Source organism: Gordonia malaquae, from assembly GCF_037148075.1.
Taxonomy (GTDB): Bacteria; Actinomycetota; Actinomycetes; order Mycobacteriales; family Mycobacteriaceae; genus Gordonia; species Gordonia malaquae.
In genome coordinates this window covers 307,034-332,506 of record NZ_JBBCUB010000005.1, presented here as the reverse complement: position 1 = coordinate 332,506, position 25,473 = coordinate 307,034, and the positions used below count along the sequence as shown (strand labels likewise).

Annotated in this window: 23 protein-coding genes; 17 read left to right on the top strand and 6 right to left on the bottom strand. The window is 66.2% G+C overall.

The genetic code is table 11. The annotated features are described in order from the left end of the window. Positions 1–35 precede the first annotated feature (35 nt). Together cysD and cysC are read left to right on the top strand one after the other, a co-directional pair. Positions 36–974, top strand: a complete 939-nt coding sequence (cysD, locus tag WFK36_RS18460) for a sulfate adenylyltransferase subunit CysD (RefSeq protein ID WP_052005373.1) — start codon at positions 36–38, stop codon at positions 972–974. Then, on the top strand, positions 974–2,839 hold the full coding sequence (gene cysC / locus WFK36_RS18455; RefSeq protein ID WP_336793418.1) for an adenylyl-sulfate kinase: 1,866 nt from the start codon (positions 974–976) through the stop codon (positions 2,837–2,839). Before cysD ends, cysC begins: the two co-directional genes overlap by 1 nt. Positions 2,840–2,877: 38 nt before the next feature. Here the strand turns inward: cysC and WFK36_RS18450 are convergent, their stop codons facing one another. Both WFK36_RS18450 and eccA read right to left on the bottom strand, forming a co-directional pair. Continuing rightward, positions 2,878–3,165, bottom strand: a complete 288-nt coding sequence (locus WFK36_RS18450) for a hypothetical protein (RefSeq protein ID WP_336793417.1) — start codon at positions 3,163–3,165, stop codon at positions 2,878–2,880. A 22-nt stretch (positions 3,166–3,187) separates the two neighbouring features. Beyond that, entirely contained in the window at positions 3,188–4,867 is a 1,680-nt protein-coding gene (gene eccA, locus WFK36_RS18445) for a type VII secretion AAA-ATPase EccA (RefSeq protein ID WP_336793416.1), read from the bottom strand. Between the two features lie 112 nt (positions 4,868–4,979). On the opposite strand from eccA, the gene purL reads away from it, so the two are divergent. The 8 genes from purL (at position 4,980) to WFK36_RS18405 (ending at position 13,807) form a co-directional block, all read left to right on the top strand. After that, positions 4,980–7,274 carry a phosphoribosylformylglycinamidine synthase subunit PurL gene (purL, locus tag WFK36_RS18440; protein ID WP_336793415.1) on the top strand — a complete coding sequence of 765 codons (2,295 nt, stop codon included), beginning with the start codon at positions 4,980–4,982 and terminating at the stop codon, positions 7,272–7,274. 113 nt (positions 7,275–7,387) lie between these two features. Continuing rightward, positions 7,388–8,995: an alpha/beta hydrolase gene (locus WFK36_RS18435; protein WP_336793497.1), complete on the top strand. Its 1,608-nt coding sequence runs from the start codon at positions 7,388–7,390 to the stop codon at positions 8,993–8,995. A gap of 132 nt (positions 8,996–9,127) precedes the next feature. Beyond that, positions 9,128–9,823 carry a DUF805 domain-containing protein gene (locus WFK36_RS18430; protein ID WP_008378648.1) on the top strand — a complete coding sequence of 232 codons (696 nt, stop codon included), beginning with the start codon at positions 9,128–9,130 and terminating at the stop codon, positions 9,821–9,823. Positions 9,824–10,057: 234 nt separating this feature from the next. Beyond that, positions 10,058–10,903, top strand: a complete 846-nt coding sequence (locus WFK36_RS18425; RefSeq protein ID WP_008378651.1) for an RDD family protein — start codon at positions 10,058–10,060, stop codon at positions 10,901–10,903. A 124-nt stretch (positions 10,904–11,027) separates the two neighbouring features. Further along, the gene (locus WFK36_RS18420; RefSeq protein ID WP_336793414.1) at positions 11,028–12,110 is read left to right on the top strand and encodes an NAD(P)H-dependent amine dehydrogenase family protein; all 1,083 of its coding nucleotides are present in this window, start codon (positions 11,028–11,030) and stop codon (positions 12,108–12,110) included. Positions 12,111–12,194: 84 nt separating this feature from the next. Further along, positions 12,195–12,695: a CD225/dispanin family protein gene (locus WFK36_RS18415; RefSeq protein WP_336793412.1), complete on the top strand. Its 501-nt coding sequence runs from the start codon at positions 12,195–12,197 to the stop codon at positions 12,693–12,695. 44 nt (positions 12,696–12,739) lie between these two features. After that, the gene (locus WFK36_RS18410; protein ID WP_336793411.1) at positions 12,740–13,156 is read left to right on the top strand and encodes a DUF2752 domain-containing protein; all 417 of its coding nucleotides are present in this window, start codon (positions 12,740–12,742) and stop codon (positions 13,154–13,156) included. A 6-nt stretch (positions 13,157–13,162) separates the two neighbouring features. Beyond that, entirely contained in the window at positions 13,163–13,807 is a 645-nt protein-coding gene (locus tag WFK36_RS18405; RefSeq protein WP_336793410.1) for a CD225/dispanin family protein, read from the top strand. Positions 13,808–13,826: 19 nt separating this feature from the next. On the opposite strand, the gene WFK36_RS18400 is transcribed toward WFK36_RS18405, so the two are convergent. Further along, on the bottom strand, positions 13,827–14,249 hold the full coding sequence (locus tag WFK36_RS18400; RefSeq protein WP_008378659.1) for a hypothetical protein: 423 nt from the start codon (positions 14,247–14,249) through the stop codon (positions 13,827–13,829). Between the two features lie 48 nt (positions 14,250–14,297). Then, complete coding sequence (locus tag WFK36_RS18395; protein WP_336793409.1) at positions 14,298–15,806, bottom strand: glutamate-cysteine ligase family protein; 1,509 nt, start codon at positions 15,804–15,806, stop codon at positions 14,298–14,300. A 123-nt stretch (positions 15,807–15,929) separates the two neighbouring features. Here WFK36_RS18395 and WFK36_RS18390 point away from each other — a divergent pair, with 123 nt between their 5' ends. From WFK36_RS18390 to purM, 4 genes are all read left to right on the top strand, one after another. Then, entirely contained in the window at positions 15,930–16,787 is an 858-nt protein-coding gene (locus WFK36_RS18390) for a PHP domain-containing protein (RefSeq protein WP_336793407.1), read from the top strand. Positions 16,788–16,792: 5 nt separating this feature from the next. Next, positions 16,793–17,191 (top strand): sterol carrier family protein, encoded by a 399-nt coding sequence (locus tag WFK36_RS18385; RefSeq protein WP_008378665.1) that lies wholly within the window; start codon positions 16,793–16,795, stop codon positions 17,189–17,191. An 87-nt stretch (positions 17,192–17,278) separates the two neighbouring features. Beyond that, the gene (gene purF / locus WFK36_RS18380; protein WP_336793405.1) at positions 17,279–18,847 is read left to right on the top strand and encodes an amidophosphoribosyltransferase; all 1,569 of its coding nucleotides are present in this window, start codon (positions 17,279–17,281) and stop codon (positions 18,845–18,847) included. Between the two features lie 119 nt (positions 18,848–18,966). After that, the gene (gene purM / locus WFK36_RS18375) at positions 18,967–20,058 is read left to right on the top strand and encodes a phosphoribosylformylglycinamidine cyclo-ligase (RefSeq protein WP_336793403.1); all 1,092 of its coding nucleotides are present in this window, start codon (positions 18,967–18,969) and stop codon (positions 20,056–20,058) included. Between the two features lie 251 nt (positions 20,059–20,309). On the opposite strand, the gene WFK36_RS18370 is transcribed toward purM, so the two are convergent. Then, the gene (locus tag WFK36_RS18370; protein ID WP_008378670.1) at positions 20,310–20,495 is read right to left on the bottom strand and encodes a DUF3073 domain-containing protein; all 186 of its coding nucleotides are present in this window, start codon (positions 20,493–20,495) and stop codon (positions 20,310–20,312) included. A 162-nt stretch (positions 20,496–20,657) separates the two neighbouring features. Further along, complete coding sequence (ygfZ, locus tag WFK36_RS18365) at positions 20,658–21,839, bottom strand: CAF17-like 4Fe-4S cluster assembly/insertion protein YgfZ (protein ID WP_336793401.1); 1,182 nt, start codon at positions 21,837–21,839, stop codon at positions 20,658–20,660. A gap of 14 nt (positions 21,840–21,853) precedes the next feature. On the opposite strand from ygfZ, the gene WFK36_RS18360 reads away from it, so the two are divergent. The 3 genes from WFK36_RS18360 to cydB all read left to right on the top strand — a co-directional run bounded on the left by WFK36_RS18360 (position 21,854) and on the right by cydB (position 25,466). After that, a complete protein-coding gene (locus WFK36_RS18360) occupies positions 21,854–22,708 on the top strand; it encodes an aminodeoxychorismate lyase (protein ID WP_419717510.1) in 855 nt (284 codons plus the stop codon). Positions 22,709–22,863: 155 nt separating this feature from the next. After that, complete coding sequence (locus WFK36_RS18355) at positions 22,864–24,423, top strand: cytochrome ubiquinol oxidase subunit I (RefSeq protein ID WP_336793399.1); 1,560 nt, start codon at positions 22,864–22,866, stop codon at positions 24,421–24,423. Positions 24,424–24,437: 14 nt separating this feature from the next. Beyond that, positions 24,438–25,466, top strand: a complete 1,029-nt coding sequence (gene cydB / locus WFK36_RS18350) for a cytochrome d ubiquinol oxidase subunit II (RefSeq protein ID WP_008378678.1) — start codon at positions 24,438–24,440, stop codon at positions 25,464–25,466. The last annotated feature ends 7 nt before the right edge of the window (positions 25,467–25,473 follow it).

Below are 25,473 nucleotides of genomic sequence, written 5' to 3'. Positions count from 1 at the left end.
CGCGCACTTCCACTTTCGCTTACCGTCGGTGACACATTTGCAACACTAGGTGTCGAATATTCGACACGTCAAGGAGGCTTCTCGCAGTGATCGCCGAACTCGAAGCCGAATCGGTCCACATCTTCCGCGAGGTCGCGGCGCAGTTCGAGCACCCGGTGATGCTGTTCTCCGGCGGCAAAGACTCCGTCGTCATGTTCCACCTCGCACGCAAGGCCTTCTGGCCGGCGCCCGTGCCGTTCCCCCTCATGCACATCGACACCGGTCACAACTTCGACGAGGTCATCGAATTCCGCGACCGCCTCGTCGAGCAGACCGGAGCGCGGCTCGTCGTCAGCAGCGTGCAGGACGACATCGACGCCGGTCGTGTCGTCGAGCAGACCGGCCCCGGCACCTCGCGCAACCGGCTGCAGACCGCGGCGCTGCTGCGCGGCATCCGCGAGGGAAAGTACGACGCGGTGTTCGGCGGCGCCCGGAGAGACGAGGAGAAGGCGCGCGCGAAGGAACGGGTGTTCAGCTTCCGTGACTCGTTCGGCGCGTGGGACCCGCGGAACCAGCGACCTGAACTGTGGAATCTCTACAACGGACGACACGCGCGCGGTGAGCACATCCGCGTGTTCCCGCTGAGCAACTGGACCGAGCACGACATCTGGGAGTACATCGCCGCCGAGCAGATCGAGCTTCCGTCGATCTACTACGCACACGAACGGCCGGTGGTTCCGCGCGACGGCATGCTGCTCGCCGACACGAGGTTTCTCGAGAAGTATCCCGGTGAGACGGCGCATGTGGAGCGGGTGCGTTTCCGAACAGTCGGCGACGCGACGTGCACAGGCTGCGTCGAGAGCGACGCCGACACCCCGGAGAAGGTGATCGAAGAGGTCGCCGCCACCCGCGTGACCGAACGCGGCGCGACCCGCGCCGACGACCGCATCTCCGAAGCAGGCATGGAAGACCGCAAGAAGGAGGGGTACTTCTGATGAGCACCGCCCACAACGCCGAGCGAGGCCGCAACGATCTGCTGCGCATCGCCACCGCAGGCAGCGTCGACGACGGCAAGTCGACGCTCATCGGACGTCTTCTCTACGACTCGAAGTCGATCTTCACCGACCAACTCGAAGCGGTCGAGCGGACCAGTGCGCAGCGAGGCGACGAGACCGCCGACCTCTCCTTGCTCACCGACGGTCTTCGCGCCGAACGTGAGCAGGGCATCACGATCGACGTCGCCTACCGCTACTTCTCGACGCCTGCGCGGAAGTTCATCATCGCCGATTCGCCGGGGCACGTGCAGTACACCCGCAACATGGTCACCGGGGCCTCGACTGCGGACCTCGCGATCATTCTCGTCGACGCACGCAAGGGCGTGCTCGAACAGACACGCCGCCATGCGTTCCTGTCGTCCTTGCTCGGGATCCCGCACTTGACGGTGTGCGTCAACAAGATGGATCTTGTCGACTACTCACAGGACAGGTACGAGGAGATCGTCGACGAGTTCACCGCTTTCGCGGCCAAGCTCAACGTCACCGACGTCATGTTCATCCCGATCTCCGCGCTCCGCGGCGACAACGTCGTCGACAAGTCCGAGGTGATGGACTGGTACACGGGCCGACCGCTCCTCGGACACCTCGAGACGGTGCACATCGCGTCCGACCGCAATCTCATCGACGCGCGTTTCCCCGTTCAGTACGTGATCCGCCCACAGCGCGGCGACGGCTTCGACCACCGCGCGTTCGCCGGAACCGTTGCGGGCGGAGCGCTCGCCGTCGGCGACAAAGTCGTCGCGCTGCCCGGCGGCTTCGGCACCGAGGTGTCGAAGATCTGGGGGCCGGGAGGCCGCGAGATGGCGGAGGCGGTCGCGGGGGCGGCCGTGTCGATCGAACTGGCCGACGAGATCGACATCGTCCGAGGAGACATGCTGGTCCGACCGGGCAACCGGCCGCACGTCGGCCGGGACATGGACGCGATGGTGTGCTGGTTCTCCGAGTCGGCGGCGCTGGCGGAGGGCGACACCTACCTGATGCTGTGCGGCACCCGGCAGACGCGGGTGTCCGTCACCTCGCTGACCTACCGACTCGACGTCAACACCCTGCACCGGGACGCCGACGCCGACCTGATCGAGCTCAACGAGATCGCTCGGGTGGCGCTCCACTGTCAACATCCGATGATGTTCGACGAGTACCGACGCAACCGCCAGACGGGCAGTTTCATTCTGATCGACGAGTCGACCAACGCCACGGTCGCGGCCGGCATGATCGGGGCGCCCGTCAGCCACGACACCAACGTGGTGTGGCAGGCGACGAAGGTGTCCCGCGAGCATCGGTCGTACCGCGGCGCGACGATCTGGCTCACCGGGCTGTCGGGCTCGGGCAAGTCGACGCTGGCGACAGAACTGGAACGACGGTTCGTCGCCGAAGGCCGTCCGGCGTATCTGCTGGACGGTGACAATCTCCGGCACGGCCTCAACGCGGATCTCGGATTCGGCGACGACGACCGGCGCGAGAACATCCGCCGAACAGCGGAGGTCGCATCACTCTTCGCGGACTCGGGCGCAGTTGCACTTGTGTCACTGATCAGCCCGTTCGCCGCCGAACGGCAACGCGCCCGCGAGATCCACGCCGCGCGGGACATCCCGTTCTACGAAGTCTTCGTGGACACTCCGCTCGACGACTGTGAAGCCCGCGATCCCAAGGGGCTCTACGCGCGGGCGCGGGCCGGCGAGATCACGCAGTTCACCGGCATCGACTCGCCGTACGAACGTCCCGTGACGCCGGAACTGGTGATCCGTCCCTCCGACGGCTCCCCGGTCGACATCGCCGACCTCATCCTCGAGAGACTGGGTCTCTAGGGGCGCGCGACACCGGGCAACGGTGGGATACGTCCGAGCTACGGCATGCCGTCCAGTTCGCGAGCTTGGGCGAGAAGACGCGAGCGGCGGCGATAGACAAGGGTTGCCGCGACGACGGGGATGATCACGAAGAGTGCTGCGGCGATCAGGTAACCGGTCAGGTAGGCGGTGCCTCCCGACGCCGGATTCTCGGCGCTTCGGGCGGCCATGCTGAGCCGCGACGCTGCGAAGAAGACGCCGACCGCGCCGATGATCCAGATCCAGACCGTCAACGTCTTCGCCTTGGCCCGAAGTCGCTGAGCCTCGCTGTTTGCGTCATATGTCATGTTCTGACTGTAACGGACCTGGCTAACCGACAGCGACACGTGCGAGGGCGGCTCGAACGTCGGATGCGGTGAGGGTCATGAGGTCGACGGCCGTCAACGAGTCGAGATCGTCCGACGCAGCGAGTCGGTGTTCGCGTTCTTCCTCGGCGGCCTCGATCAGGTTGCGGGCGTGCCTGCCGTTGCCTGCGACGTCGATCGCCGGACGTGATCCGATGTTCGAGGAGCAGAGTGCGTCGAACGACTCCTCGAGGACGCGGACCGCTCCGGGGTCGAGGCGTGAGTCGCGCGACTGCGCGATCGACTCGGCGATCCGCACCAACTCGGCCGGTGTGTACGAGTCGAATCGGAGGCGGCGGGAGAAACGCGACGCGAGGCCCTCGTTGGCGGCGAGAAGGCGATTGATCTCGTCGTCGTACCCGGCGATGATCACCACCAGCCGGTCGCGGTCGTTCTCCATCCGGGCGAGGAGCGTGTCGACGGCCTCACGCCCGAAGGCGTCGCCGCCGGACAGTCCTTCTTGAATCAACGTGTACGCCTCGTCGATCAGCAGGACGCCACCGACTGCAGAGTCGATGACCGCCGACGTCTTGGGCGCCGTCGAACCGAGATGAGTGCCGACGAGGTCTTTCCGACTGACTTCGACGACGGCGTGGGAGTCGAGGACGCCGAGCGCCCGGAACAGTCGGCCCACAAGTCGCGCGACGGTCGTCTTGCCGGTTCCGGGTGGACCGGTGAATGCCAGATGCAGGCTCCGTGACTGCGTGCGCAGTCCCTTCTCCGATCGGACCTGTGCCAGGCGAGCCGCCGACCGGAGTCGGTCCACCTGATCCTTCACCGCCGCCAAACCGATCTGCGCGTCGAGTTCGTCGATGACGGCGAGCGCCGCGGCGTCGTCCGGTGAGGCGTGCGACGCGGAAGGCGTTGTCGTCGTGCCCTCGACGGCCAGTCGATACCGGGGATCGGCGATTGCGCGGGCCGCCTCGGCGAGCGTCGGGTCGACGGCGTACGCCTCTTGGAAGCATGGCAGCGCGGAGTCCTCATCGCCTTTCGTCCGCAGAGTCATGCCCATCATGAACAGCGACTGCGCACGGGCGTTGACCAGGACGGAGTCGCGCACCGACTCCAGGCGGCGCAGGCCTTCGTCGAACAACCCGAGATGGGCGCACGCCGTTCCGGCGAGGAAGTCGCAGGCCGCGCGCAGATACTCGTCCGACGACGTCGTCTCCGACAAGGCTTCGAGGACGTCCCGCCACTGCTGGCGGGTCAACGCGATCAGCGCCCGGCAGTACTGCGTCGACGGTCCGTCGGCGTCGGCGTCGAGGACGTCGGCTGCGCCGTCCGGGTCGCCTCCGGCGAGCAATGACGCCGCGTAGACGACTGCGGCGTCCGACGCCGTCGACACCGGAAGATCGATGAACATGCCTGTCGGCAGATGTCCGACGAGGTGTCCGGCAGGCAGGCCGATACGCCGCTGGTCTGCGCCGATCCGTGTCCGCGAGCGGTACAGGCCGAGCACACATGCTCCCGACCGGTCACCCGCTGCCGCGCGCCCGAGCCAGGCGTCGCCCATCGTCGGGTCGACGTCGGTGGCGAATGTGAACGCGGCCAGCGCCCGATCTCGGTCGGGTGGTGTCTCGGCGACGAGCACGCCGAGAGCTCCGAGGCCCGCTGTGAAATAGTCGCGCGCAGTACCGACATTCATCGTGATCCCCCCGAATCGACTGTCTGATACGACACTAGTGGCGACGCCTCCCCGATGCAGTCGATCGAGCCGTATTGGGTGATGGACCGGAGCGCTCGCCCGCTGACATAGAATGTCTGCTGTGAGCGCCCAGGTAGATACCGTTTCCCACGCCGCCGAGACCCCCGACACACCGCAGCCGTATGCCGAGCTCGGTTTGAAGGACGACGAGTACGCGCGTATCCGCGAGATCCTGGGCCGTCGCCCCACGGACGCGGAACTCGCGATGTACTCGGTGATGTGGTCCGAGCACTGCAGTTACAAGTCGTCGAAGGTGCACCTGCGCTACTTCGGTGAGACCACCACCGACGAGATGCGGTCGAGCATGCTCGCGGGCATCGGTGAGAACGCGGGCGTCGTCGACGTGGGCGACGGCTGGGCGGTGACGTTCAAGGTCGAGTCGCACAATCACCCGAGCTACGTGGAGCCGTACCAGGGCGCGGCCACCGGCGTCGGCGGCATCGTCCGCGACATCATGGCGATGGGCGCCCGCCCGATCGCGGTGATGGACCAGCTGCGTTTCGGTGCGGCCGATCATCCGGACACCCGTCGTGTGGTCGACGGCGTGGTGCGCGGCGTCGGCGGTTACGGCAACTCGCTCGGCCTGCCGAACATCGGCGGCGAGACCGTCTTCGACGCAAGCTACCAGGGCAACCCGCTGGTCAACGCACTGTGCGCCGGCGTCCTCCGCGCCGAAGACCTGCACCTCGCCTTCGCGTCGGGTGCGGGCAACAAGATCATCCTGTTCGGCGCCCGCACCGGCCTCGACGGCATCGGCGGCGTGTCGGTCCTCGCTTCGGAGACTTTCGACGATTCCGAAGAGAACGGCCCGAACCGCAAGAAGCTGCCGAGCGTCCAGGTCGGCGACCCGTTCACCGAGAAGGTCCTCATCGAGTGCTGCCTCGACCTGTACCGCGAAGGGCTCGTCGTCGGCATCCAGGACCTCGGCGGCGCCGGACTGTCGTGCGCCACGAGCGAGCTCGCCGCAGCGGGCGACGGCGGCATGCACATCGACCTCGAGAAGGTCCCGATGCGTGCCGTCGGCATGACGCCGGCCGAGGTGCTCTCGAGCGAGTCGCAGGAGCGCATGTGCGCCGTCGTCACACCCGAGAACGTCGACAAGTTCATGGAGGTGTGCCGCAAGTGGGACGCCCTCGCCACCGTGATCGGCGAGGTCACCGACGGTGAGCACCTCCAGATCACCTGGCACGGCGAGACTGTCGTCGACGTCCTGCCGCGCACCGTCGCCCACGACGGCCCGGTGTACAACCGTCCCGTCGAGCGCCCCGACTGGCAGGACGACGTCATCGCGTCGACCACCGCCGGCCTGAAGCGCCCGGAGACCGGCGACGAACTGCGCGAGACGTTCCTGAAGATGGTCGCCAGCCCCGCGCTGTGCAGCCGCAAGTTCATCACCGAGCAGTACGACCGTTACGTCCGCGGCAACACGGTTCTCGCCGAGCACGCCGACTCCGGCATGGTCCGCATCGACGAGGAGACCGGGCGCGGCGTCGCGATCTCGACCGACGCGTCGGGGCGCTACACGTACCTCGACCCGTACAACGGCGCGCAGCTCGCTCTCGCCGAAGCGTTCCGCAACGTCGCGGTGTCGGGCGCCAAGCCGAGTGCGGTGAGCAACTGCCTCAACTTCGGTTCGCCGGAGGACCCGGCCGTGATGTGGCAGTTCAGCCAGGCCGTCCGCGGTCTCGCCGACGGCTGTGCCGAATTGGGCATCCCGGTGACCGGCGGCAACGTCAGCTTCTACAACCAGACCGGCTCGACCGCGATCCTGCCGACTCCGGTGGTGGCGGTGCTCGGTGTGATCGACGACGTCCGTCGCCGTATCCCGAACGGCATCGGCACCGAGCCGGGCGAGACGCTGATCCTGATGGGCGACACCCTCGACGAGTTCGACGGTTCGATCTGGTCGCAGGTGGAGCACGATCACCTCGGTGGCGTTCCGCCGAAGGTCGACCTCCAGCGTGAGCGCCTGCTCAGCGACATCCTGATCGCCGCGTCGCGTGACGGTCTCGTGTCGGCGGCGCACGACCTCTCCGAAGGCGGCCTGATCCAGGCGGTCGCCGAGGCTGCTCTCGCCGGTGAGACGGGCTGCCGCATCCTGCTGCCGGAAGGTGCGGACCCGTTCGTGTGGCTCTTCTCGGAGTCGACCGGACGTGTGCTCGTCGCCGTTCCGCGGTCGGAGGAGACCCGGTTCACGGGCATGCTGACGGCGCGTCAGATGCCGTGGACTCGCATCGGCGTCGTCGACCAGGGCAGTGACGAGCTGGAGGTCCAGGACCAGTTCTCCGTGAAGCTCACCGAACTGCGGGAAGCACACGAAGGCACACTGCCGGAGCTCTTCGGCTGAGTCTCCTCGATCTTCGCGCGCTTCCTTCGCCTGCTCGTCGCGCGGCAGACTCCATCGGCTCGCTCCTGCGGGTCCCGACAGCGGGGCTCGTGGGGGCGACGCTGTTCTTGTGGATGTCGCTGACGCCGTCCCTCCTGCCGCGTGACTGGATGTTCCAAGGTCTCATCGGCGGGATCAGTGCTGCGATCGGCCACGGAATCGGGATCGTCGTCGCTGCAGCGGCGCGACGCTGGCTGGCTCCGAGACTGGTGTTCTGGCCGCCGTCGACGCTCGTGCAGACGAGGATCCGTTTGGGGATCTACACGATCTGTGCCGTTGGCACGGTGCTCATGCTGGTCGCGGCGGTTCGGTGGCAGAGCCAGATCGCCGACTACATGGGCACTGTCCCGCCCACCGTCCTCGGTTACTCCAGGACGATCGTGTTGAGCGCAGTCATCGGCCTGGGGATTCTGGCGACCGCCCGCGGCCTACGTGACGAGAGCAGGTGGGTCGCCGGGCTGCTGATCAGGCGGTGGCGCTTTCCGCGACGTGCAGCCGTCGCCGTCGGCGTGGTCGTCGTTGCACTCGTCACCTATCTGTTCGTCGCGGGCATCGGCGTCCGCGTGGGCTATGCCGCGTTGAACTGGGCGTTCGGTGCACAGAACGACACCACTCGCGACGGTGCGGTTCGACCGACCCTGCCGGAGAAGTCGGGGAGCCCGGCGTCGAAGGCGTCGTGGGAGTCGCTCGGCTTCGAGGGCCGGAACTTCGTCTCAGGTGGAGTCCGAGCGTCCGAGTTGAGTCGGTTGACAGGCCGCCCGGCGAAGGAGCCGATCCGGGTCTACGCAGGCTTGGAGACCGCTGACGACACCGATGCGCGGATGAGGGTGATCGTCGACGAACTCGAACGTACCGGCGCATTCGACCGGAAGACTCTCGTCGTCATCCCGACGACGGGCACAGGATGGGTCAATCCGACGGCCGCGCAGACGATGGAACTCGTCGCGGACGGCGACTCGGCACTCGTCGCCGCGCAGTATTCGTATCTGCCGAGTTGGCTGTCGTTCGTCGCCGATCGACAGGCCGCGGCCGATGCCGGACGAGCGTTGGTGACGGCCGTCCACGATCGGTGGCTCACCAAACCCGCAGAGCATCGCCCGAAGCTGTTCGTCTACGGCGAGAGCTTGGGAACGCAGGCGGGCGAGGGGGCGTTCGACGGCCTCGCCGAGATCCGGGACACCGTCGACGGCGTTCTGTGGGTGGGCCCGCCGAACTCGAATCCGCTGTGGCGCAGTCTCACCGACAGGCGCGATCCCGGCACGCCGGAGACGGAACCGACGTACGCGGACGGCCTGGTGGTTCGGTTCGCGAACGACGCGGAAGGCATCACACGGAATCCACGAGAGTGGTTGTCGCCGCGGGTCCTGTACATCCAGCATCCGTCCGACCCGGTCGTCTGGTGGTCCACGGATCTGCTGTTCTCCGAACCGGACTGGCTCGCCGAACGGACGGCCGGTGACGCCTCCGCGATGCGGTGGTATCCGATCGTCACGTTCTGGCAGGTCAGCGCCGATCTCGGCAACGCGGCAGGCGTTCCGGACGGCCACGGACACAATTACGGCACACAGATCCTCGACGGATGGGTCGCGGTGACAAATCCCGACGGTTGGACCGCCGCCGACACTCAGCGGATTCGGAACGCGCTGAACGAACTCCGCGGCCACGACGGGCCGGAGAAGTAGGCGCACGCTCGACCGGCGTCCATAGCGTCCTCTGACCAGATGAAGTGTGGCGGAAGTGCAGGTATCGTCACCCTGGCCCGGCCGTGCTCAGACGAGAACGTGTCTCCATGATCCGAACCGAACAGGACGACCATGACTTACCCGCCTCAGAACCCCGGCGATCCGAACGCGCAGCCGGATCCGTTCGGCCAGACCCAGTTCGGCCAGACTCCGAACTTCGACAAGGGTCAGCCGCAGACTCCGCCTCCGGCGTACGGCGCGCCGCAGGGCCAGCCGCAGTACGGCCAGCAGCCGCCTGCATACGGGCAGCCGCCGCAGCCCGAGTTCGGTCAGCAGCCGGGCGGATACGCGCCGCAGCCGCAATACGGTCAGAACCCGTACGGCGCGGCAGGTGTCCCGCAGTCCGGTGACCCCGGAACTCTCAACCTTCCTTGGTATGGAATCGGCTTCGCGGACGCTGCCCGTCGCGTCTTCCAGAAGTACGCACGATTCGACGGGCGAGCGAGCCGTGGCGAGTACTGGTGGTGGGTGCTGGCGAACTTCGCCGTCGTCGCTGTTCTGTACATCCTCGTTCTCATTGGAATCGTCGGCATCGGGGGCACTGTTGGCGATGCCCTCGGCGGCATCGTTGCACTTCTCCTGCTCGTGTGGAGCCTTGGTGTGCTCGTTCCCACCATCGCCGTGGCGGTGCGTCGACTCCATGACGCCGGCTACAGCGGCTGGATGTACCTCATCGGTTTCGTCCCTGTTGTCGGCGGAATCGCTCTGATCGTCTTCCTGTGCATGGACAGCAAGCCGGAAGGTGCTCGCTTCGACGAGAATCGCTGACGAGGCGGCATTGCGCACTGACTTGGCCGCGCCGGGGAGACTCCCCGGCGCGGTTTTGTCGTGTGCGCCGTGGGCGCCCGTATGGGATTGCACCGTGATTCGCGAAGACTGGTTCGCCATTCGTGTCGCTCGACCGAATGACTGTTGCCGCTGTCTTCGAGTGGACGTCACAAACGAGCGCTGGGTACAGGTACCATCACTTCGCCTCGACCCGAATTGCTAAGGACACACCAAATGACGAATCCGCCGGGAAATCCTGGAGACCCGAACGCTCAGCCTGACCCGTACGGTGCGACGCAGTTCGGTCAGACTCCCAATTTCGAGAAGCAGCCGCAGACACCTCCCGCGTCTCCCGACTACGGCCAGCAGCCGCCCGCATACGGTCAGCCGGTGCCGCCGGCGTACGGTCAGCCCGGTCAGCCTGCGTACGGGCAGCAGCCGTACGGCGCTTTCGGCCAGGAGAATGCGGGCTTCGCAGGCCAGCAAGGAGGCGAGTGGAACCGCCAGCCAGACGGGTCGGTCTCCCCGGGCACGGTTCCGGCAGGATTCACTCCTCAGGCCAACACCGGCTATGTCGACATCGTTGGACTGGGGCGCGTGCAGGTCGCGGACATCGGCAAGCGCTTTCTCGCTCGCCTCATCGACGGTGTCATCTACGGCGTGATCTACGGAATCATGTTCGGGGTCGGCGCGGCGTCGATCGTTGCCGATCCCATCGAGTGCAGCACCAACTCGTTCGGGACCACAACGTGTGACGGCGGCGGTGCCGGAGTCATGGGATTCTTCGTCGTCATGCTGCTGGCAATGGCCTTCGGACTGCTCTACGAGTGGTTGATGATCGGAATCAAGGGTGCGACGCTCGGCAAGATGGCGATGCACATCAAGGTCGTCGACCAGTTGTCGGGTCAGCCGATCGGTCTCGGTCGTGCTTTTGTTCGGCAGATCATTCCGTTCGCAGGTGCGATCGCGTGCTACGTCGGCGCGATCGTCGTGTACCTCTCTCCGCTGTTCGACAACTCGGGCCGCATGCAGGGATGGCACGACAAGGCCGCCAATGATCTGGTGATCATCAGCGGCTAGAGGCTCTTCGATTCGACGGCCGCCGAGGGGCACATGACTGTGACTCTTGGCGGCCGTCGCCGTTCTCGGCCGCGGTGGACCAAAACGGTCCCAGGATCGACAGCCTGGCCATAGCGTGGGGTCCATGACATTGCGAGTTGTGGAATGGTCCACCGGAACCGTTGGCCGACATGCGATCACGGGAATCGACGCGCACCCCGATCTCGAACTCGTCGGCGTGTGGGTGTCGGATCCGGTGAAGGTGGGGCAGGACGCGGGGCGTCTCGCCGGACTGGATCGAGACCTCGGCGTCGTCGCGACCAACGACAAGGACGCCCTCCTCGCGCTCAGGCCGGATGCGATCGTTCACACGGCCATGACCGACGATCGAGTGGCCGAGGCGATCGCCGACCTCACGTCTTTCGTCGCGGCCGGAATCAACGTCGTGTCGTCTGGGCCGGTGATCCTGCAGTTCCCGTACGGTGTGCTGCCCGAGTCGATGATCGAGTCCGTCGAGAATGCTGCGCAGACGGGCGGCGCGAGTATTCACGTCAACGGCATCGACCCGGGATTCGCGAACGATGTGCTTCCACTGTCGATGACAAGCCTGTCGCAGGAGATCGACGAAGTCCGCTGCATGGAGATCGCCGACTACTCCACGTATTTCCAACCCGTTGTCATGGCTGAGTTGTTCGGCTTCGGAAAGCCTCTCGACCACACCCCGATGCTCTTGATGCCGGGCGTCCTGTCATTGGCGTGGGGCAGCGTTGTTCGTCAGATCGCGGCGGGGCTCGGTGTGACGCTCGACGAGCCGCTTGTCGAGCGGCATGACAAGGTCGCGGCGTCGGCCGACGTCGACACCGTGTCGGTGCAGATTCCAGCGGGCACGATGGCCGCGCTGCACTTCGAGGTGGTCGGGCAGGTCGACGGCGTCGACCGGATTGTGCTCGAGCATTACACCCGCACACACCGCGACCAGTGTCCAGAGTGGCCACGCCCGGCCGAAGGGGACGGCTGCTACCGCATCGTCATCTCCGGCGAACCCCACATGAATGTCGAGATGACTCACCGCGGCCGCGACGGCGACCACAACGTGTCGGGCATGATTGTGACCGCGCAGCGACTTGTGAACGCAGTGCCGGCTGTCGTCGCCGCCCGTCCGGGACTGGTCACGGCGTTGGATCTGCCGCTCGTGACGGGACGGGGCCTGATCGTCGGTTCCAAGTGACGTGGCCCCGAACGGCAGACGGCGAATATTCAGCTAACTGAACTAGAGTGTGAACATCAGAACTGAGGGGAATATCGAACGGTGATGACTGATCCCGACGGCGTCGAGCCTGACAAAACGAACACGCCCCCTGGTGAGGGCGCGCCCGAGTCGAGTGATTCGAAGGTTCCCGACCCGCAGTTCGGGCAGGGGCAGTTCGGTGCGCCGCAGCAGGGATACGCCCAGCAGGGATACGTTCCGGTTCCAGGGCAGGGCTACGTCCAACCCGGATTCGCGCAGCCGGGTTACCCGGTGGGGCCTCCTCGTGCCGCGCAGCCCGACGACTATCTCGTGTGGGCGATCCTGTCGACCGTGCTCTGCTGCCTGCCGCTCGGGGTTGTCTCGATCGTCAAGTCGACATCGGTCGGCAAGTTGTGGGCCATGGGCGACTACGCAGGCGCTCAACGGGCCTCTGACGATGCGAAGAAGTTTGCGATCTGGAGCGCCGTCGCAACCGCGGTGATCTACGTCGTTGTGATCGTCGTGTACGTCGTGTTTTTCCTCGTCCTGTTCGAGACCGGAAGACGCTCGGGCACGTCGCTTTGAGTGTCATGCCCAACGGGAGTCGGCCGTCCACGCTTCACCGTCGAATGTCGGCGATCGCCAATCATCGAGTGCTCACGCCCGTCCTCGGGGTGGGAGTGGCCGCAGGGGTCTCGGCGCTGGTGATGATCGGCGATCCGACGACAGCCGGTGGGTTTCTGCCTCCGTGTCCGACGAATGCCCTTCTACATGTCAACTGCCCCGGATGTGGATCGACGAGAGCGCTCTACAGCCTGCTGCACGGCGACGTTCCGGCCGCACTGCACTACAACGCGCTCGGAGTGATCGCGATGGTGTTGATCGTCGTGGCCTTCGTGATGCATGTCGTCGGTCTCTGGCGTGGCCGAAAGCTGCGCAGCTGGCAGCATCTGCGATACACGCCGTGGATTGCACTGGCGGCGACGGTCGTCTGGTTCGTCATCCGAAATCTTCCGTTTGCGCCCTTCTCTGACCTGAAAGTATGAACGCACATGACTGAACCGAACCACCCGTTGGACAAAGACGCTGAGAAGCAGCCGGACGACGGCTGGGCCGCATACGACGAGACCCAAGTCGGCAAGCTCTCGCTGGAGAAGAACGAGTCGGCTGACCCCGAGGCATACGCGCAGACCATGTTCAACGAGGTGCCGCCGGTGGCCCCGCCTTACACTCCGGCACCCGACCCGTTCGCCCAACCGGAGAGCGCTGCCCCGCCTCAGTACGGCCAGCCGCAGCCGCAGCCGCAGTACGGCGTTCCCCAACCTCAATTCGCTCAGCCACAGTACGTTCAACCCCAGTTCGTGCAGCAGTATCAGCCGATGGGGTTCGGCCAGCCGATGCCACGCACCGCGCAGACGTCGGCGATTCTCGCCACGGTGTTCGGGGGTCTCCTGGTCGTCGGCTGCTACACGACACTCATCGGGCTCGCCCCGCTGATTCTCGGCATCATCGGGATAACCAAGTCCAGCTCGGTGACGAGCTTGTGGGGCATGGGCCAGTACGACGCCGCGCGCCATGCCGCACTCGAATCAGAGAAGTACGCGCGCTGGGCGTGGATCAGCATGGCGATCGGGTTCGCCGTGGTTGTCCTGATCATCGTCGTCGTCATCGCGATAGCAGCCGCGAACTCCAATTGACCAGGTCGGGTGGCGTCGATCAGTACTGGACGCCGCTGAGATTGCGGGCGTACGCGACCCGGTTGTAGACGTCCATGACGTTCGACGGGTCGAAGACCGGGACTGACGTCGTGTGCATGAATCCGCCGCTGGTCACCGTCACCTGGACGAAACCAGTCGTCCGGCGTTCCTTCGCGAGTAGGAAGAAGAGGCTGAACAGGCAGACCACGAACGCGCCGACGACTGCACAGACGATCGCCCACGTCGGAATCTCCTCCGATGTGTGCGACATGTCGGTCACGTGCCAACTCGCGCCGGCGATCGGCGCGGTCCCGCTCGGCGTGACGATGTGCGTCTGAGTGCACGAGATGTCGCCGATGGCCACCAGCGGAGGAGCCTGCGGAGTCGGCTGCTGGAAGCCGTTGTTCTTCTCCCACGGATTCGGCGGGTACGGGCTGGTCATGGCGGCTATCGTACGGCCTGCGCTCCTCCGGCCGGATGACAACCCGTTCTACAGTGGCCAGTTGTGCACCGGCTCGCCTTCGTGCATCAAGGTCTTGTAGTCGAGCAGCATGCCGTGGAGTGCTTGTCGGCGCGTCTCGCCCGCCTCCTCGCGAGCGAGCACGGCGCGACGCTGCCACACCGAGCCCGTCTGTTTCGTGACGCACCGACCCTCGATGACGCCGAGATAGCGGCGCTTGGCCTTCTCCGACACCCCGAACGACGTCAGGCCCTTCTCGGCGAGCGGGAGGAGGCGGCGCAGCGTCAACTCGTCGGGGCTCACCCACCCGATGTTTGGCCAGTACAACTGGGAGTCGAGGCCCCACTGGGCTCCGGCGGCGAGGTTCTCGCGTGCCGCGTCGAACGACATCTGCGACCAGAGCGGACGGTCCGACTCGACGAGCCCGCGCACCAGACCGTAGTAGAACGCGGAGTTGGCCATGATGTCGACGACCGTCGGGCCGGCCGGCAGCACACGATTCTCGACCCGAAGATGCGCTTGCCCGTCGACGACGTCGTATACCGGCCGGTTCCACCGGTACACGGTTCCGTTGTGCATCCGCAGTTCGTCGAGGGCGGGGATGCGGCCCGCATCGAGTTCGTCGATCGGGTCGATGTCGGTCGACACCGGCAGCAGTGCCGGGAAGTAGCGGGTGTTCTCCTCGAAGAGGTCGAAGATCGTGTTGATCCATCGTTCGCCGAACCACACGCGCGGCCGAACACCCTGGTTGCGGAGCTCGAGTGGTCGGGTGTCGGTGGCCTGTTCGAACACTGGGATACGGGTCTCGTGCCACAGCGCCTTGCCGGAGAGGAACGGAGAATTTCCCGCCAAAGCCACCTGGATCCCCGCGATGGCCTGCGCTGCGTTCCAGTGAGCAGCGAAGTCCTCCGGGGCCACACGCAGGTGCAACTGCAGTGACGTGCACGCCGCTTCCGGCAGGATCGAGTCGGTTGTCGTCAACAGCCTCTCGGCGTTGAACGGCTCCGACAGCGGGACGCCGGTGATGTCGAGTTCGAGGTCCTCGCCGCGAGCGGCGAAGATCTGCTCGTTGAGCAGGCTGTAGCGAGGATTCGTCGAGATCCACTGCCCGGCGAAATGCTCGTGCCGCAATGTCGGCAGCATGCCGATCATCAGCAGGTGATTGCCCGTCGACGCGGCACGTGCCTCAGCGCGGTTCAACGACGTGCGCAACATCTGCTCCAGGCTCACCGTGTCGCCGCCGACAAAAGGTCGAGGCGACACGTTGATCTCGATGTTGAACTGACCCAGCTCGGTCTGGAAGTCGGGGTCGGCGATCGCCTCGAGAACACGGGTGTTCGCCATCGACGGCTCCGCGTTCTCGTCGATCAGATTCAGCTCCACCTCCATACCGAGAAGCGGTTCCGGGGGCCGACCGTGGTCGGTGAACAGGCCGTCGGCCAGCATCCGCGCGATCGCGTCGGTGCCCTTCGACACCTGCGACCGGAACCGCACCCGATCGGCACCGCTGAACTTCTGATGGTCGACTTCCGCACCCATGACGTCATGGTGCCGGAAACGGGGACGCCGACGCGGCCGTTCGCCCTAACCTGTCGTGGGGGGGGGGCACGGGGCACCCCACCACACCGGGGGGGGGGGGCGGGGGGGAATAGCATTCGAGGAATGATGACCGCGGACCTGCACGTGCACACTCACTTCTCCGACGGCACCGACACTCCGGAGGAGTTGTTCGCCGCGGCGCAGGCGGCGGGGCTGACGACGCTCGGGCTCACTGATCACGACACGTCCAAGGGGTGGGAGCCGGTCGCCGCGGCCGTGCCCGCAGGTATGCGAGTCCTGCCCGGAGCGGAGTTCTCCACGAAGCACCCGGCGGCCGACGGGTCGTTGGTGTCCGTCCACCTGCTCGGGTACCTGTTCGATCCGGCATCGCCCGCGATCGTCGCGGAATGGCAGCGGATGAAGGACGACCGACGACTTCGTGGCGAGAGGATCGTCGAGAAGCTGATCGCCGCCGACTACACGATCGACCTCGCTCGGGTTCGTGAGATCGCCGGCCCGAGCAACATCGGACGACCGCACATCGCTCGTGCGCTCGTCGAGGCCGGTGTGATCTCCACGGTCGGGGAGGCGTTCAGCGGACTGCTCGACGACGACGGCGACTTCTACGTCGCTCTGCGCTCCACGACGCTGCTCGAAGGCATCACGATGATCAGCGAGGCCGGGGGAGTCCCCGTCGTCGCGCACCCCCGTGCCCGCGCGGCGGCCGAGGTGTTGACAGCGGAGGTGCTCGAAGAACTCGCCGACCGGGGACTGCAGGGCATCGAAGTCCGCCACCCCGACCACGACGACGCCGCGCGCGCGGAGCTCGGCGGAATCGCAACCGACCTGCGTCTGTTGCAGACCGGATCGAGCGACTATCACGGCGGTAACAAGACGCTCGTCATCGGACAGGAACGCACGTCCGACGACGTCGTCGACGCGATCATCGAACGCGGCGCCGTGGCGCCGTTCGTCGGCTGACGACGATGGGGCCGAGGGACAAGGTCGACGCGGCGCAGACCAGGGCCGCGGTGCTCGCCGTCGCCGACTGGTTGCGCGACGGCACGCTGCCGACTCCGCCGCGTCCCGCGCTCGCCGCAGCCGTTCGAACCACCGCGCGGACCGTGGCGCAGGACGCGCCGGGCAACTCCGTCGAGCTTCGGGTGCCGCCGTTCGTCGCGGTGCAGTGCATCGAAGGCGTCCGCCATACCCGGGGAACACCGCCGAACGTCATCGAGACCACGCCCCGAACGTGGCTGCTCCTGGCGACCGGACTCGCCCGGTTCGACCACGCCGTGGACACCCACGAGGTGAGCGTGTCCGGGCATCGGGCAGGCGACGTCGCAGCATTCCTGCCCGTGGTCCCCCTCAAACCTCAGGTGTGACGTTCCCGGCTGAACTTCTGTGGAACACCGGGTGGAAGGTACCCTTGGGAAACGCCCGTCCAGCCCACGAAACCGGAGCGTCGCATCGTGACTGACCTGTCGATTCATTCTCGCAATCTGCTGGATACGCAGCAGCCTGACGACGTCTCCGAGAACGAACCCCGCGAAGAATGCGGAGTGTTCGGTGTCTGGGCGCCGGGCGAGGACGTCGCAAAGCTCACCTACTACGGGCTGTACGCGCTGCAGCATCGCGGTCAAGAAGCCGCAGGCATCGCCGTCGGCGACGGCTCGCAGGTCCTCGTGTTCAAAGACCTCGGACTCGTCAGCCAGGTGTTCGACGAGCAGACGCTCGCGTCGATGATCGGCCACGTCGCCGTCGGACACTGCCGCTACTCGACCACCGGCTCGACCACGTGGGAGAACTCGCAGCCCATCTTCCGGCACACCGACGCGGGCAGCGGCGTTGCGCTCGGCCACAACGGCAACCTCGTCAACACCGCAGAGCTCGCGTCGCGCGCCCGCGACCTCGGCCTGTACGGCCCGTCCGACCGCGCGGCCGCATCGTCGGACTCCGACGTCGTCGGCGCACTCCTCGCGCACGGCGCGGCGGACAAGACACTCGAGCAGGCCGCCGTCGAACTGCTGCCGACGCTCAAGGGCGCGTTCTGCCTGACGTTCCAGGACGAGACCACGCTGTACGCGGCACGCGATCCGCACGGCATCCGCCCGCTGTCCCTCGGCCGGCTCGATCGCGGTTGGGTCGTCGCGTCGGAGACCGCGGCCTTCGACATCGTCGGCGCGTCGTTCGTACGCGACATCGAACCCGGCGAGCTGCTCGCCATCGACAACAACGGTGTCCGCAGCACTCGTTTCGCCGAGGCCACACCCAAACTGTGCGTCTTCGAGCACGTCTACCTGGCTCGCCCGGACAGCGTGATCCACGGTCGCTCCGTTCACTCGGCGCGCGTCGACATCGGCCGCCGTCTCGCCCGCGAACAGCCTGCTGTCGGAGACCTCGTGATCCCCGTCCCCGAGTCGGGCACCCCGGCCGCGGTCGGATTCGCGCAGGAGTCCGGGATCCCTTACGGCCAGGGCCTGATGAAGAACGCCTACGTGGGTCGCACGTTCATCCAGCCGTCGCAGACCATCCGTCAGCTCGGCATCCGGCTCAAGTTGAATCCGCTCCGCGAAGTGATCCGCGGCCGGCGTCTGGTGGTCGTCGACGACTCGATCGTGCGCGGCAACACCCAGCGAGCTCTCATCCGCATGCTCCGTGAGGCGGGTGCCGCCGAGGTCCACGTCCGCATCGCGTCCGCGCCCGTCCGGTGGCCCTGCTTCTACGGCATCGACTTCGCGTCTCCCGCGGAGCTGATCGCCAACGGCATGGAGTCGGAAGAGCACATGGTCGACGGCGTCCGTCAGGCGATCGGTGCCGACAGCCTCGGCTACATCAGCGTCGACGAGATGATCGCCGCGACCGGCGAGGAGCGTTCCAACCTCTGCGCTGCCTGCTTCGACGGCAAGTACCCGATCGAACTGCCCGGCGAGACCGCGATGGGCAAGGCAGTTCTCGAAACGATGATGTCGAGCGATGCCGCCCCCGCAGATCCGCTGATCGCGCAGAACGACAACGTCAGCGCCGTGATGCGGCCGTGACCGTAGTCGGTCACGACAAGAGATTCCACCGAGCACTCGGGTAGCGTGAGTGCGATGAGCACGGCGGACGGCCTTGACGGTCGGCGTCGAAGAACACGATGTGTAGGAGAAGTACGACGATGACGGACGGGTCTGCCGCCAACCAGGCATCCGGGGGCGGTGCGTCGTACGCGGCCGCCGGTGTGGACATCGATGCGGGTGAGCGCGCAGTCGAGCTGTTCCTGCCGCACGCGAAGCGGGCGACGCGACCCGAGGTCCTCGGCGGCCTCGGCGGATTCGCCGGACTGTTCTCGCTGAAGGGCGACTACCGTGAGCCGGTGCTCGCAGCGTCGAGTGACGGTGTCGGCACCAAGCTGGCCGTCGCACAGGCGATGGGCATCCACCACACCGTGGGCCGCGACCTGGTCGCCATGGTCGTCGACGATCTCGTCGTCTGCGGCGCCGAGCCCCTGTTCCTCCAGGACTACATCGCCGTCGGCAAGGTGATCCCGGAGATGGTCGCCGACATCGTCAAGGGCATCGCCGACGGCTGTGTCGACGCGGGCTGCGCACTCCTCGGCGGAGAGACGGCCGAACACCCGGGCGTCATGGAAGACGGCCACTACGACATCTCGGCGACCGGCGTCGGTGTTGTCGAAGCCGACGACATCCTCGGTCCCGACCGCGTGCGGCCGGGTGACGTCGTGATCGCGATGGGCTCGTCGGGTCTGCACTCGAACGGCTACTCGCTCGCCCGCAACGTGCTCCTCGAACTCGGTCACCTCGACCTCGAGGGCCACGTCGAGGAGTTCGGACGCACGCTCGGTGAAGAGCTCCTCGAACCGACCCGCATCTACGCCAAGGACTGCCTGGCACTCGCCGCAGAAGCCGATGTCCGCACGTTTGCGCACATCACCGGTGGCGGGCTCGCCGACAACCTCGGGCGAGTGCTCCCGGTCGGCCTCGAGGCGGTCCTCGAACGCAACTCGTGGACGCCCGCCCCGATCTTCTCGATGATCGCGCAGCGCGGCCGCGTCGAGCGCCTCGAGATGGAGCGCACGTTCAACATGGGCGTCGGCATGGTCGCGATCGTCGCGCCTGAAGACACCGACCGCGCTCAGGCCGTTCTCACGGCGCGCCACGTCGACAACTGGGTGCTCGGATCGATCACTCGCGGCACCGATGGGGACGCAGGCCGCGCCGAGCTCGTCGGCGACCACGCGCGCTTCTGAGCGTTCGGTCCTACCGGCGCTTCGACTCGCTCCGCGGGTCTTGAGCGAGCTTGCGAGTCGAAAGGCGCTCAACGAGCAGGGGCTTTGACGGAGACGAGAGCGGGCCCGGTCGGAATGACCGGGCCCGCTCTCGTATGCATGACTGTTCCGTTCAGCACTCACCACGGGACGTTCGGGCGCGCGGAAACGAGAATTCTCATCGCGTCAGAAGGTGTGGAACGAGGTGAGGGGAGGAATCGAGTGTGCGCGCCTCAGGCGCGGTGCCACTCGTCTTCGCTGTTCCGGGAGTCGTCGTCCGACCAAGTGTCGGTCGTGTACGACTGCCCTTCACCGTTGGACAACTCGCGCTGCAAGCTGTCGAAGTCGGTGTTCGGAGCAGAGTACTTCAGCTGTCGAGCAACCTTCGTCTGCTTTGCCTTAGCCCGGCCGCGGCCCATATGGGACCCCCTCGCACAATGACGGGGCGGCCATCGTGGTGGCGGCCCCGTTCTATTCGTTAGTAATTCTCGTACCAGCAGTCTAGCGCGTGCTGACGACAAAAGCTCCTCAGGCCCTAGTGCGGGGTGGCGAGAGACGTCACATCTGGGACGAGAGCGAGGTCAGGACCGCCCGCGGAGGCGATCCTGCGCCGCGCGACCTGCCGGAACCGAGTCGTCTGGCACAAACAGGTCGTCGTCGATGCGGACCGCGGTTCCCGATTCCGGGTCGCCTGCGATCAGATCTGCGTCGACCGGGACTGCCCGTTTGACCAGAGCGAGCGCGATCGGGCCGAGCTCGTAGTGATCGATCACGGTGCCGACGCGTCCGACGCTGCGTCCGCCGACAGACACCGGATCGCCTGTCGCGGGCCTGGTGTCGGTGGCGCCGTCGAGATGCAGGAGCACCAGGCGTCGTGGTGCGCGTCCGATGTTCGCAACGCGCGAGACCGTCTCCTGGCCGCGGTAGCAGCCCTTCTCCAGGTGGACGGCGCCCTGTTGGTCGGGTCCGCCGATCCAATCGGCCTCATGCGGAATGGTCCGATCGTCGGTGTCGATGCCGAGCCGCGCACGTCCGGCGGCCACCCGCAGCGCGTCGTGCGCCCACATTCCAGCCGGCCGCGCGCCTGCGCCGGTGATCGCGGTCCACCAGGCCGAGACGTCGTCTCGCGGCACGACGACGTCGACGACGGGGGTGGTGCGTCCTTCGCCGATCGGCGGCATCACGCGCCAGAATCCGAGCGGCTCCTCGTCGTGGTGTCGTTCGGGAAGGTCGCCCGCCGCGTACACGTCGGCGTCGGCCGGGATCTCGAGGAGTTCGGCGACGGCACCGGTGCGTGCTGCCGGTCCGATCAGTGTCAGGACTGCCATGTCGGCGCGTGCTGCGGGTGTGACCTGCGCCCAGAACACCATCTTCGTGAGGAAGTCGGCGAGAGCGGCGCCGCGGAACTGCTCGGTGTCGATCCACGTGACGTCGTTGATGTCGGTGATGACGAAATGGTCCTCGACACGGCCGTTCAGGTCGAGCGACAGGTTTTCTGCGCTACGTCGGTCGGGGAGTGCCGACACGTGCTGGGAGGAGATCGTGTGCAGCCATGTGAGTCGCTCGGGACCCGCGAGTTCGATGACGCTGCGGTCGCTGCGGTCGACGACGACCACTCCGTGCGACGCGGTTCGCTGCTCTCCGAGCGGGTCGCCGTAATGCCAGGCGACCCCGGGGCTGAGGTCCCCGTCCGGTGTGGGGACCGCGTCGGCGGACGCGGTCAGAATCGCAGAGCTCACGGGTCGAGAAGAATCCGCAGACATGCAGCCAGTCTACGGTGGGGGATGTGATCGTGGTGGACGGCGAGGGCCGGGTGCGAGACGCGGACGCTCCGCTGCTGTTCGCGGACGATCTGGCAGCGCTGAGGGGTGACGGAGTATTCGAGACCATCCTCATCCGAGATCGGGAATCGAGGCTGGTCGACGACCACTTGCGCCGGCTGGGCGACGGTGCACGGGCCCTCGACCTGCCTGCCCCCGACGCAGGTGCGCTGCGTCGGGCGATCGCTGTGGCCGAGCGTGAATGGGCGTCGCCGGACGACGCGTGCCTGCGCATTCTGTACTCGCGTGGGCGAGAGTCGGGCGGGCCGCCGACCTGCTACCTCACGGTCACCCCGGTCCCGGAGCGCTCGGCGATCGCCCGGCGTGACGGGGTGCGAGTGACCCTGCTGCCACGTGGCGTCGAACCGTCGTCGGCGCAGCCGTGGGAGCTGGCGGACGCCAAGGCGCTCAGTTATGCGCGGAACGTGGCCGCGCTTCGTCACGTGCAGCGGTCCGGGTTCGACGACGCGATCTACGTCTCCGCGGACGGGCTGATCCTCGAGAGCCCGCGGGCGTCGGTCGTCGCCGTCGTCGACGGGACTCTCACGACCCCGCCTCGTGACCAGGGCATCCTGCCGGGCACAACGCAGCAGGCGCTGTTCCGGGTGGCGGCGTCCTTCGATGTGCCGGTTCGCGAAGCCCGGATGACGTCGTCGGACGTTCTGGCGGCGGACGGCGTCTGGTTGTTGTCGTCGCTGACGCTCGCCGCGAGGGTCGCAGCCGTCGACACCACGGTGCTCCCGGTTCCTTCAGCGGCCGCGCCGGATGTGCCGAATCTGGTGTCTCGGGCCATCTCAGAGCGGATGATGTGACTGTGAATACAGGGCGGATGTCCTGGTAGGGGAGGGTCTTTCGTCTCCTGCGTCACGATGGTCTTGTATTCCAGGCGATCGCTACTACGCTCTGTAGTAACGCTCCGGAACAGAGCTCAACGACGAGCTCGGGACAACACGATTGTGAGGCGAGCGTGAATGTCGTAGACATCTCCAGGTGGCAGTTCGGAATCACGACGGTCTACCACTTCATCCTGGTGCCGCTGACGATCGGACTGGCGCCGCTCATCGCGGTGATGCAGACCGTCTGGCACGTGACTGGCAACGAGCAGTGGCTGCGGGCCACCAAATTCTTCGCGAAGATCTTTCTCATCAACTTCGCGCTCGGTGTCGCGACCGGCATCGTCCAGGAGTTCCAGTTCGGAATGAACTGGAGTGAGTACAGCCGATACGTCGCCGACGTCTTCGGCGCGCCGCTCGCCATGGAAGGCCTTGTCGCGTTCTTCCTGGAGTCGACGTTCATCGGACTCTGGATGTTCGGCTGGGGCAGGCTACCGCGTCGAATACACCTCGCCTGCATCTGGCTGGTCGCGATCGGCGTCAACGCATCCGCGTACTTCATCATCGCCGCCAACTCGTGGATGCAGCATCCGGTCGGAGTCGAATGGGATCCCGTCCGTGAACGCCCACAGATGACGAACTTCGTCGCGCTGATCACCAACAACACAACTCTTGTCGCCTTCCCACACGTCATCGCGGGCGCGTTCCTGACGGCGGCGACGCTCGTCGCGATCGTCGGCATCTGGTGGATGGCACGCAACACCGTGCGTGCGCGCCAACTCGACGAGGCGATCGCGTCCGGCGACCACTCGGGCGTTCCCGAGACCTCGTCGCCGAGTCAGATCGACCGCACACCCGAGCAACTGCGTCACGACAACGCGACGCTGTGGAGACCGGTCACCCGGATGGCTCTGTGGGTGACGATCGCGGCCGGCGCGGCACTGTTCATCACCGGCGACATGCAGGGCCAGCTGATGTTCAAACAGCAGCCGATGAAGATGGCCGCCGCCGAATCGCTGTGTGAGACCGAGACCGGTGCGTCGTTCTCGGTGCTGAGCATCGGGCGGCAGAACAACTGCGATTCGATCGAGCACGTCATCGCCATCCCCAACATGCTCTCGTTCCTGTCCGACCACACCTTCGACAGCGAGGTCAAGGGCGTCAACGAGTTGCAGGAGATTTACCGCGAGAAGCTCAACATGCCGAACCAGAACTTCGCGCCGAACCTGTTCGTCACGTACTGGAGTTTCCGCGCGATGATCACGTGGGCCCTCGGGTCCGTGGTTGTCGCTCTCGGCGGCCTCTGGTTCCTCCGCAAGGGCCGAAGCGAAGTGCCGCACAAGTTCGGCCGCCTCGCGCTGTGGATGCTGCCGACGCCGTTCCTGGCGAATGCGTCCGGCTGGATCTTCACCGAGATGGGGCGACAACCGTGGGTGGTGGTGCCCAACTGGGCCGATGCGGACGGTGACCCGCTGCGCATCCACATGCTCGTCCAAGACGGCGTCTCCAATCACACGCCGCCCATGGTGTGGACCACGCTCATCGGTTTCACACTTCTCTACGGAGCGCTCGGCGTCATCTGGTTCTACCTGGAACGCAAGTACGTCATCGCCGGACCTAGCGAGAAGGACGCCCAGGCACCCGACGTCGGAGCCGACGACGACTCCGACAAACCCCTGTCGTTCGCGTACTGAGGAGGCTGAGAAAGATGACTCTGGAACACTTCTGGTTCGCGACGATCGCGGTCCTGTTCGTCATGTACTTCGTCCTCGAGGGCTTCGACTTCGGCGTCGGAATGCTGCTGCCGTTCCTCGGCCGATCGGCAGAACCCGACGGTGACAAGCGCCGTCGACTCCTCTTGAACACGATCGGGCCGGTGTGGGACGCCAACGAGGTGTGGCTGCTGACCGGCGGCGGCGCGATGTTCGCGGCTTTCGGCGGCTGGTACGCGACGATGTTCTCCGCGTTCTACTTCCCGCTGTTCCTGATCCTGATCGGGCTGATCGTGCGTGTGGTCGCCATCGAATGGCGAGGCAAGATCAACAACCCGCGGTGGCGTGCATGGTGCGACGTCGGCATCGGTATCGGTTCGTGGGTTCCCGCGATCCTCTGGGGTGTCGCGTTCGCCAACGTCGTTCGCGGACTGCCGATCGACGCCGACCACCAGTACACGGGGGGCTTCTTCAACCTGCTCAACCCGTACGCGCTGCTCGGCGGCGCCACGACGTTGCTCGCCTTCTTGACTCACGGTGCGCTGTTCATCGGGCTCAAGACGAGCGGAGTGGTGCGCGACGAAGCGCAGACTCTCGCGTGGCGTCTGTCGATCCCGACGGCGGCGGTTGCCGCGGGCTTCCTGTTGTGGACGCAGATCTCCTACGGCAAGCCGTGGACATGGGCGATCGTCGCTGTCGCGGCCGTCGCCGCAGTGGTGCTCGTCGTGGCTGCCTACGCTCGACGCGAAGGCATCGCGTTCGCCGCGACCTCGGTGGCGATCATCGGCACCGTGTCGATGCTGTTCAGCGTGCTGTTTCCGAACGTCCTGCCGTCGACCACCGACGCCGCGTTCAACCTCACGATCGAGAACACGTCGTCGAGCCATTACACACTCGTCATCATGACGTGGGCAGCAGGCTTCATGACCCCGGTCGTGATCGCCTACCAGGCGTGGAGCTACTGGGTGTTCCGCAAGCGGCTCTCCGTCGATCAGATCCCGCCGTCCATCGGGCTGCCGTTGTGACCCCTCG

What these genes read in the sequence shown, in the direction of transcription:
- cysC (WP_336793418.1), top strand. Translation starts at nt 974, where the DNA reads ATGAGCACCGCCCACAACGCCGAGCGAGGCCGCAACGATCTGCTGCGC.
- WFK36_RS18450 (WP_336793417.1), bottom strand. Translation starts at nt 3,165, where the DNA reads ATGACATATGACGCAAACAGCGAGGCTCAGCGACTTCGGGCCAAGGCG.
- eccA (WP_336793416.1), bottom strand. Translation starts at nt 4,867, where the DNA reads ATGAATGTCGGTACTGCGCGCGACTATTTCACAGCGGGCCTCGGAGCT.
- purL (WP_336793415.1), top strand. Translation starts at nt 4,980, where the DNA reads ATGTCTGCTGTGAGCGCCCAGGTAGATACCGTTTCCCACGCCGCCGAG.
- WFK36_RS18435 (WP_336793497.1), top strand. Translation starts at nt 7,388, where the DNA reads ATGTCGCTGACGCCGTCCCTCCTGCCGCGTGACTGGATGTTCCAAGGT.
- WFK36_RS18430 (WP_008378648.1), top strand. Translation starts at nt 9,128, where the DNA reads ATGACTTACCCGCCTCAGAACCCCGGCGATCCGAACGCGCAGCCGGAT.
- WFK36_RS18425 (WP_008378651.1), top strand. Translation starts at nt 10,058, where the DNA reads ATGACGAATCCGCCGGGAAATCCTGGAGACCCGAACGCTCAGCCTGAC.
- WFK36_RS18420 (WP_336793414.1), top strand. Translation starts at nt 11,028, where the DNA reads ATGACATTGCGAGTTGTGGAATGGTCCACCGGAACCGTTGGCCGACAT.
- WFK36_RS18415 (WP_336793412.1), top strand. Translation starts at nt 12,195, where the DNA reads ATGACTGATCCCGACGGCGTCGAGCCTGACAAAACGAACACGCCCCCT.
- WFK36_RS18410 (WP_336793411.1), top strand. Translation starts at nt 12,740, where the DNA reads ATGTCGGCGATCGCCAATCATCGAGTGCTCACGCCCGTCCTCGGGGTG.
- WFK36_RS18405 (WP_336793410.1), top strand. Translation starts at nt 13,163, where the DNA reads ATGACTGAACCGAACCACCCGTTGGACAAAGACGCTGAGAAGCAGCCG.
- WFK36_RS18400 (WP_008378659.1), bottom strand. Translation starts at nt 14,249, where the DNA reads ATGACCAGCCCGTACCCGCCGAATCCGTGGGAGAAGAACAACGGCTTC.
- WFK36_RS18395 (WP_336793409.1), bottom strand. Translation starts at nt 15,806, where the DNA reads ATGGGTGCGGAAGTCGACCATCAGAAGTTCAGCGGTGCCGATCGGGTG.
- WFK36_RS18390 (WP_336793407.1), top strand. Translation starts at nt 15,930, where the DNA reads ATGATGACCGCGGACCTGCACGTGCACACTCACTTCTCCGACGGCACC.
- WFK36_RS18385 (WP_008378665.1), top strand. Translation starts at nt 16,793, where the DNA reads ATGGGGCCGAGGGACAAGGTCGACGCGGCGCAGACCAGGGCCGCGGTG.
- purM (WP_336793403.1), top strand. Translation starts at nt 18,967, where the DNA reads ATGACGGACGGGTCTGCCGCCAACCAGGCATCCGGGGGCGGTGCGTCG.
- WFK36_RS18370 (WP_008378670.1), bottom strand. Translation starts at nt 20,495, where the DNA reads ATGGGCCGCGGCCGGGCTAAGGCAAAGCAGACGAAGGTTGCTCGACAG.
- ygfZ (WP_336793401.1), bottom strand. Translation starts at nt 21,839, where the DNA reads ATGTCTGCGGATTCTTCTCGACCCGTGAGCTCTGCGATTCTGACCGCG.
- cydB (WP_008378678.1), top strand. Translation starts at nt 24,438, where the DNA reads ATGACTCTGGAACACTTCTGGTTCGCGACGATCGCGGTCCTGTTCGTC.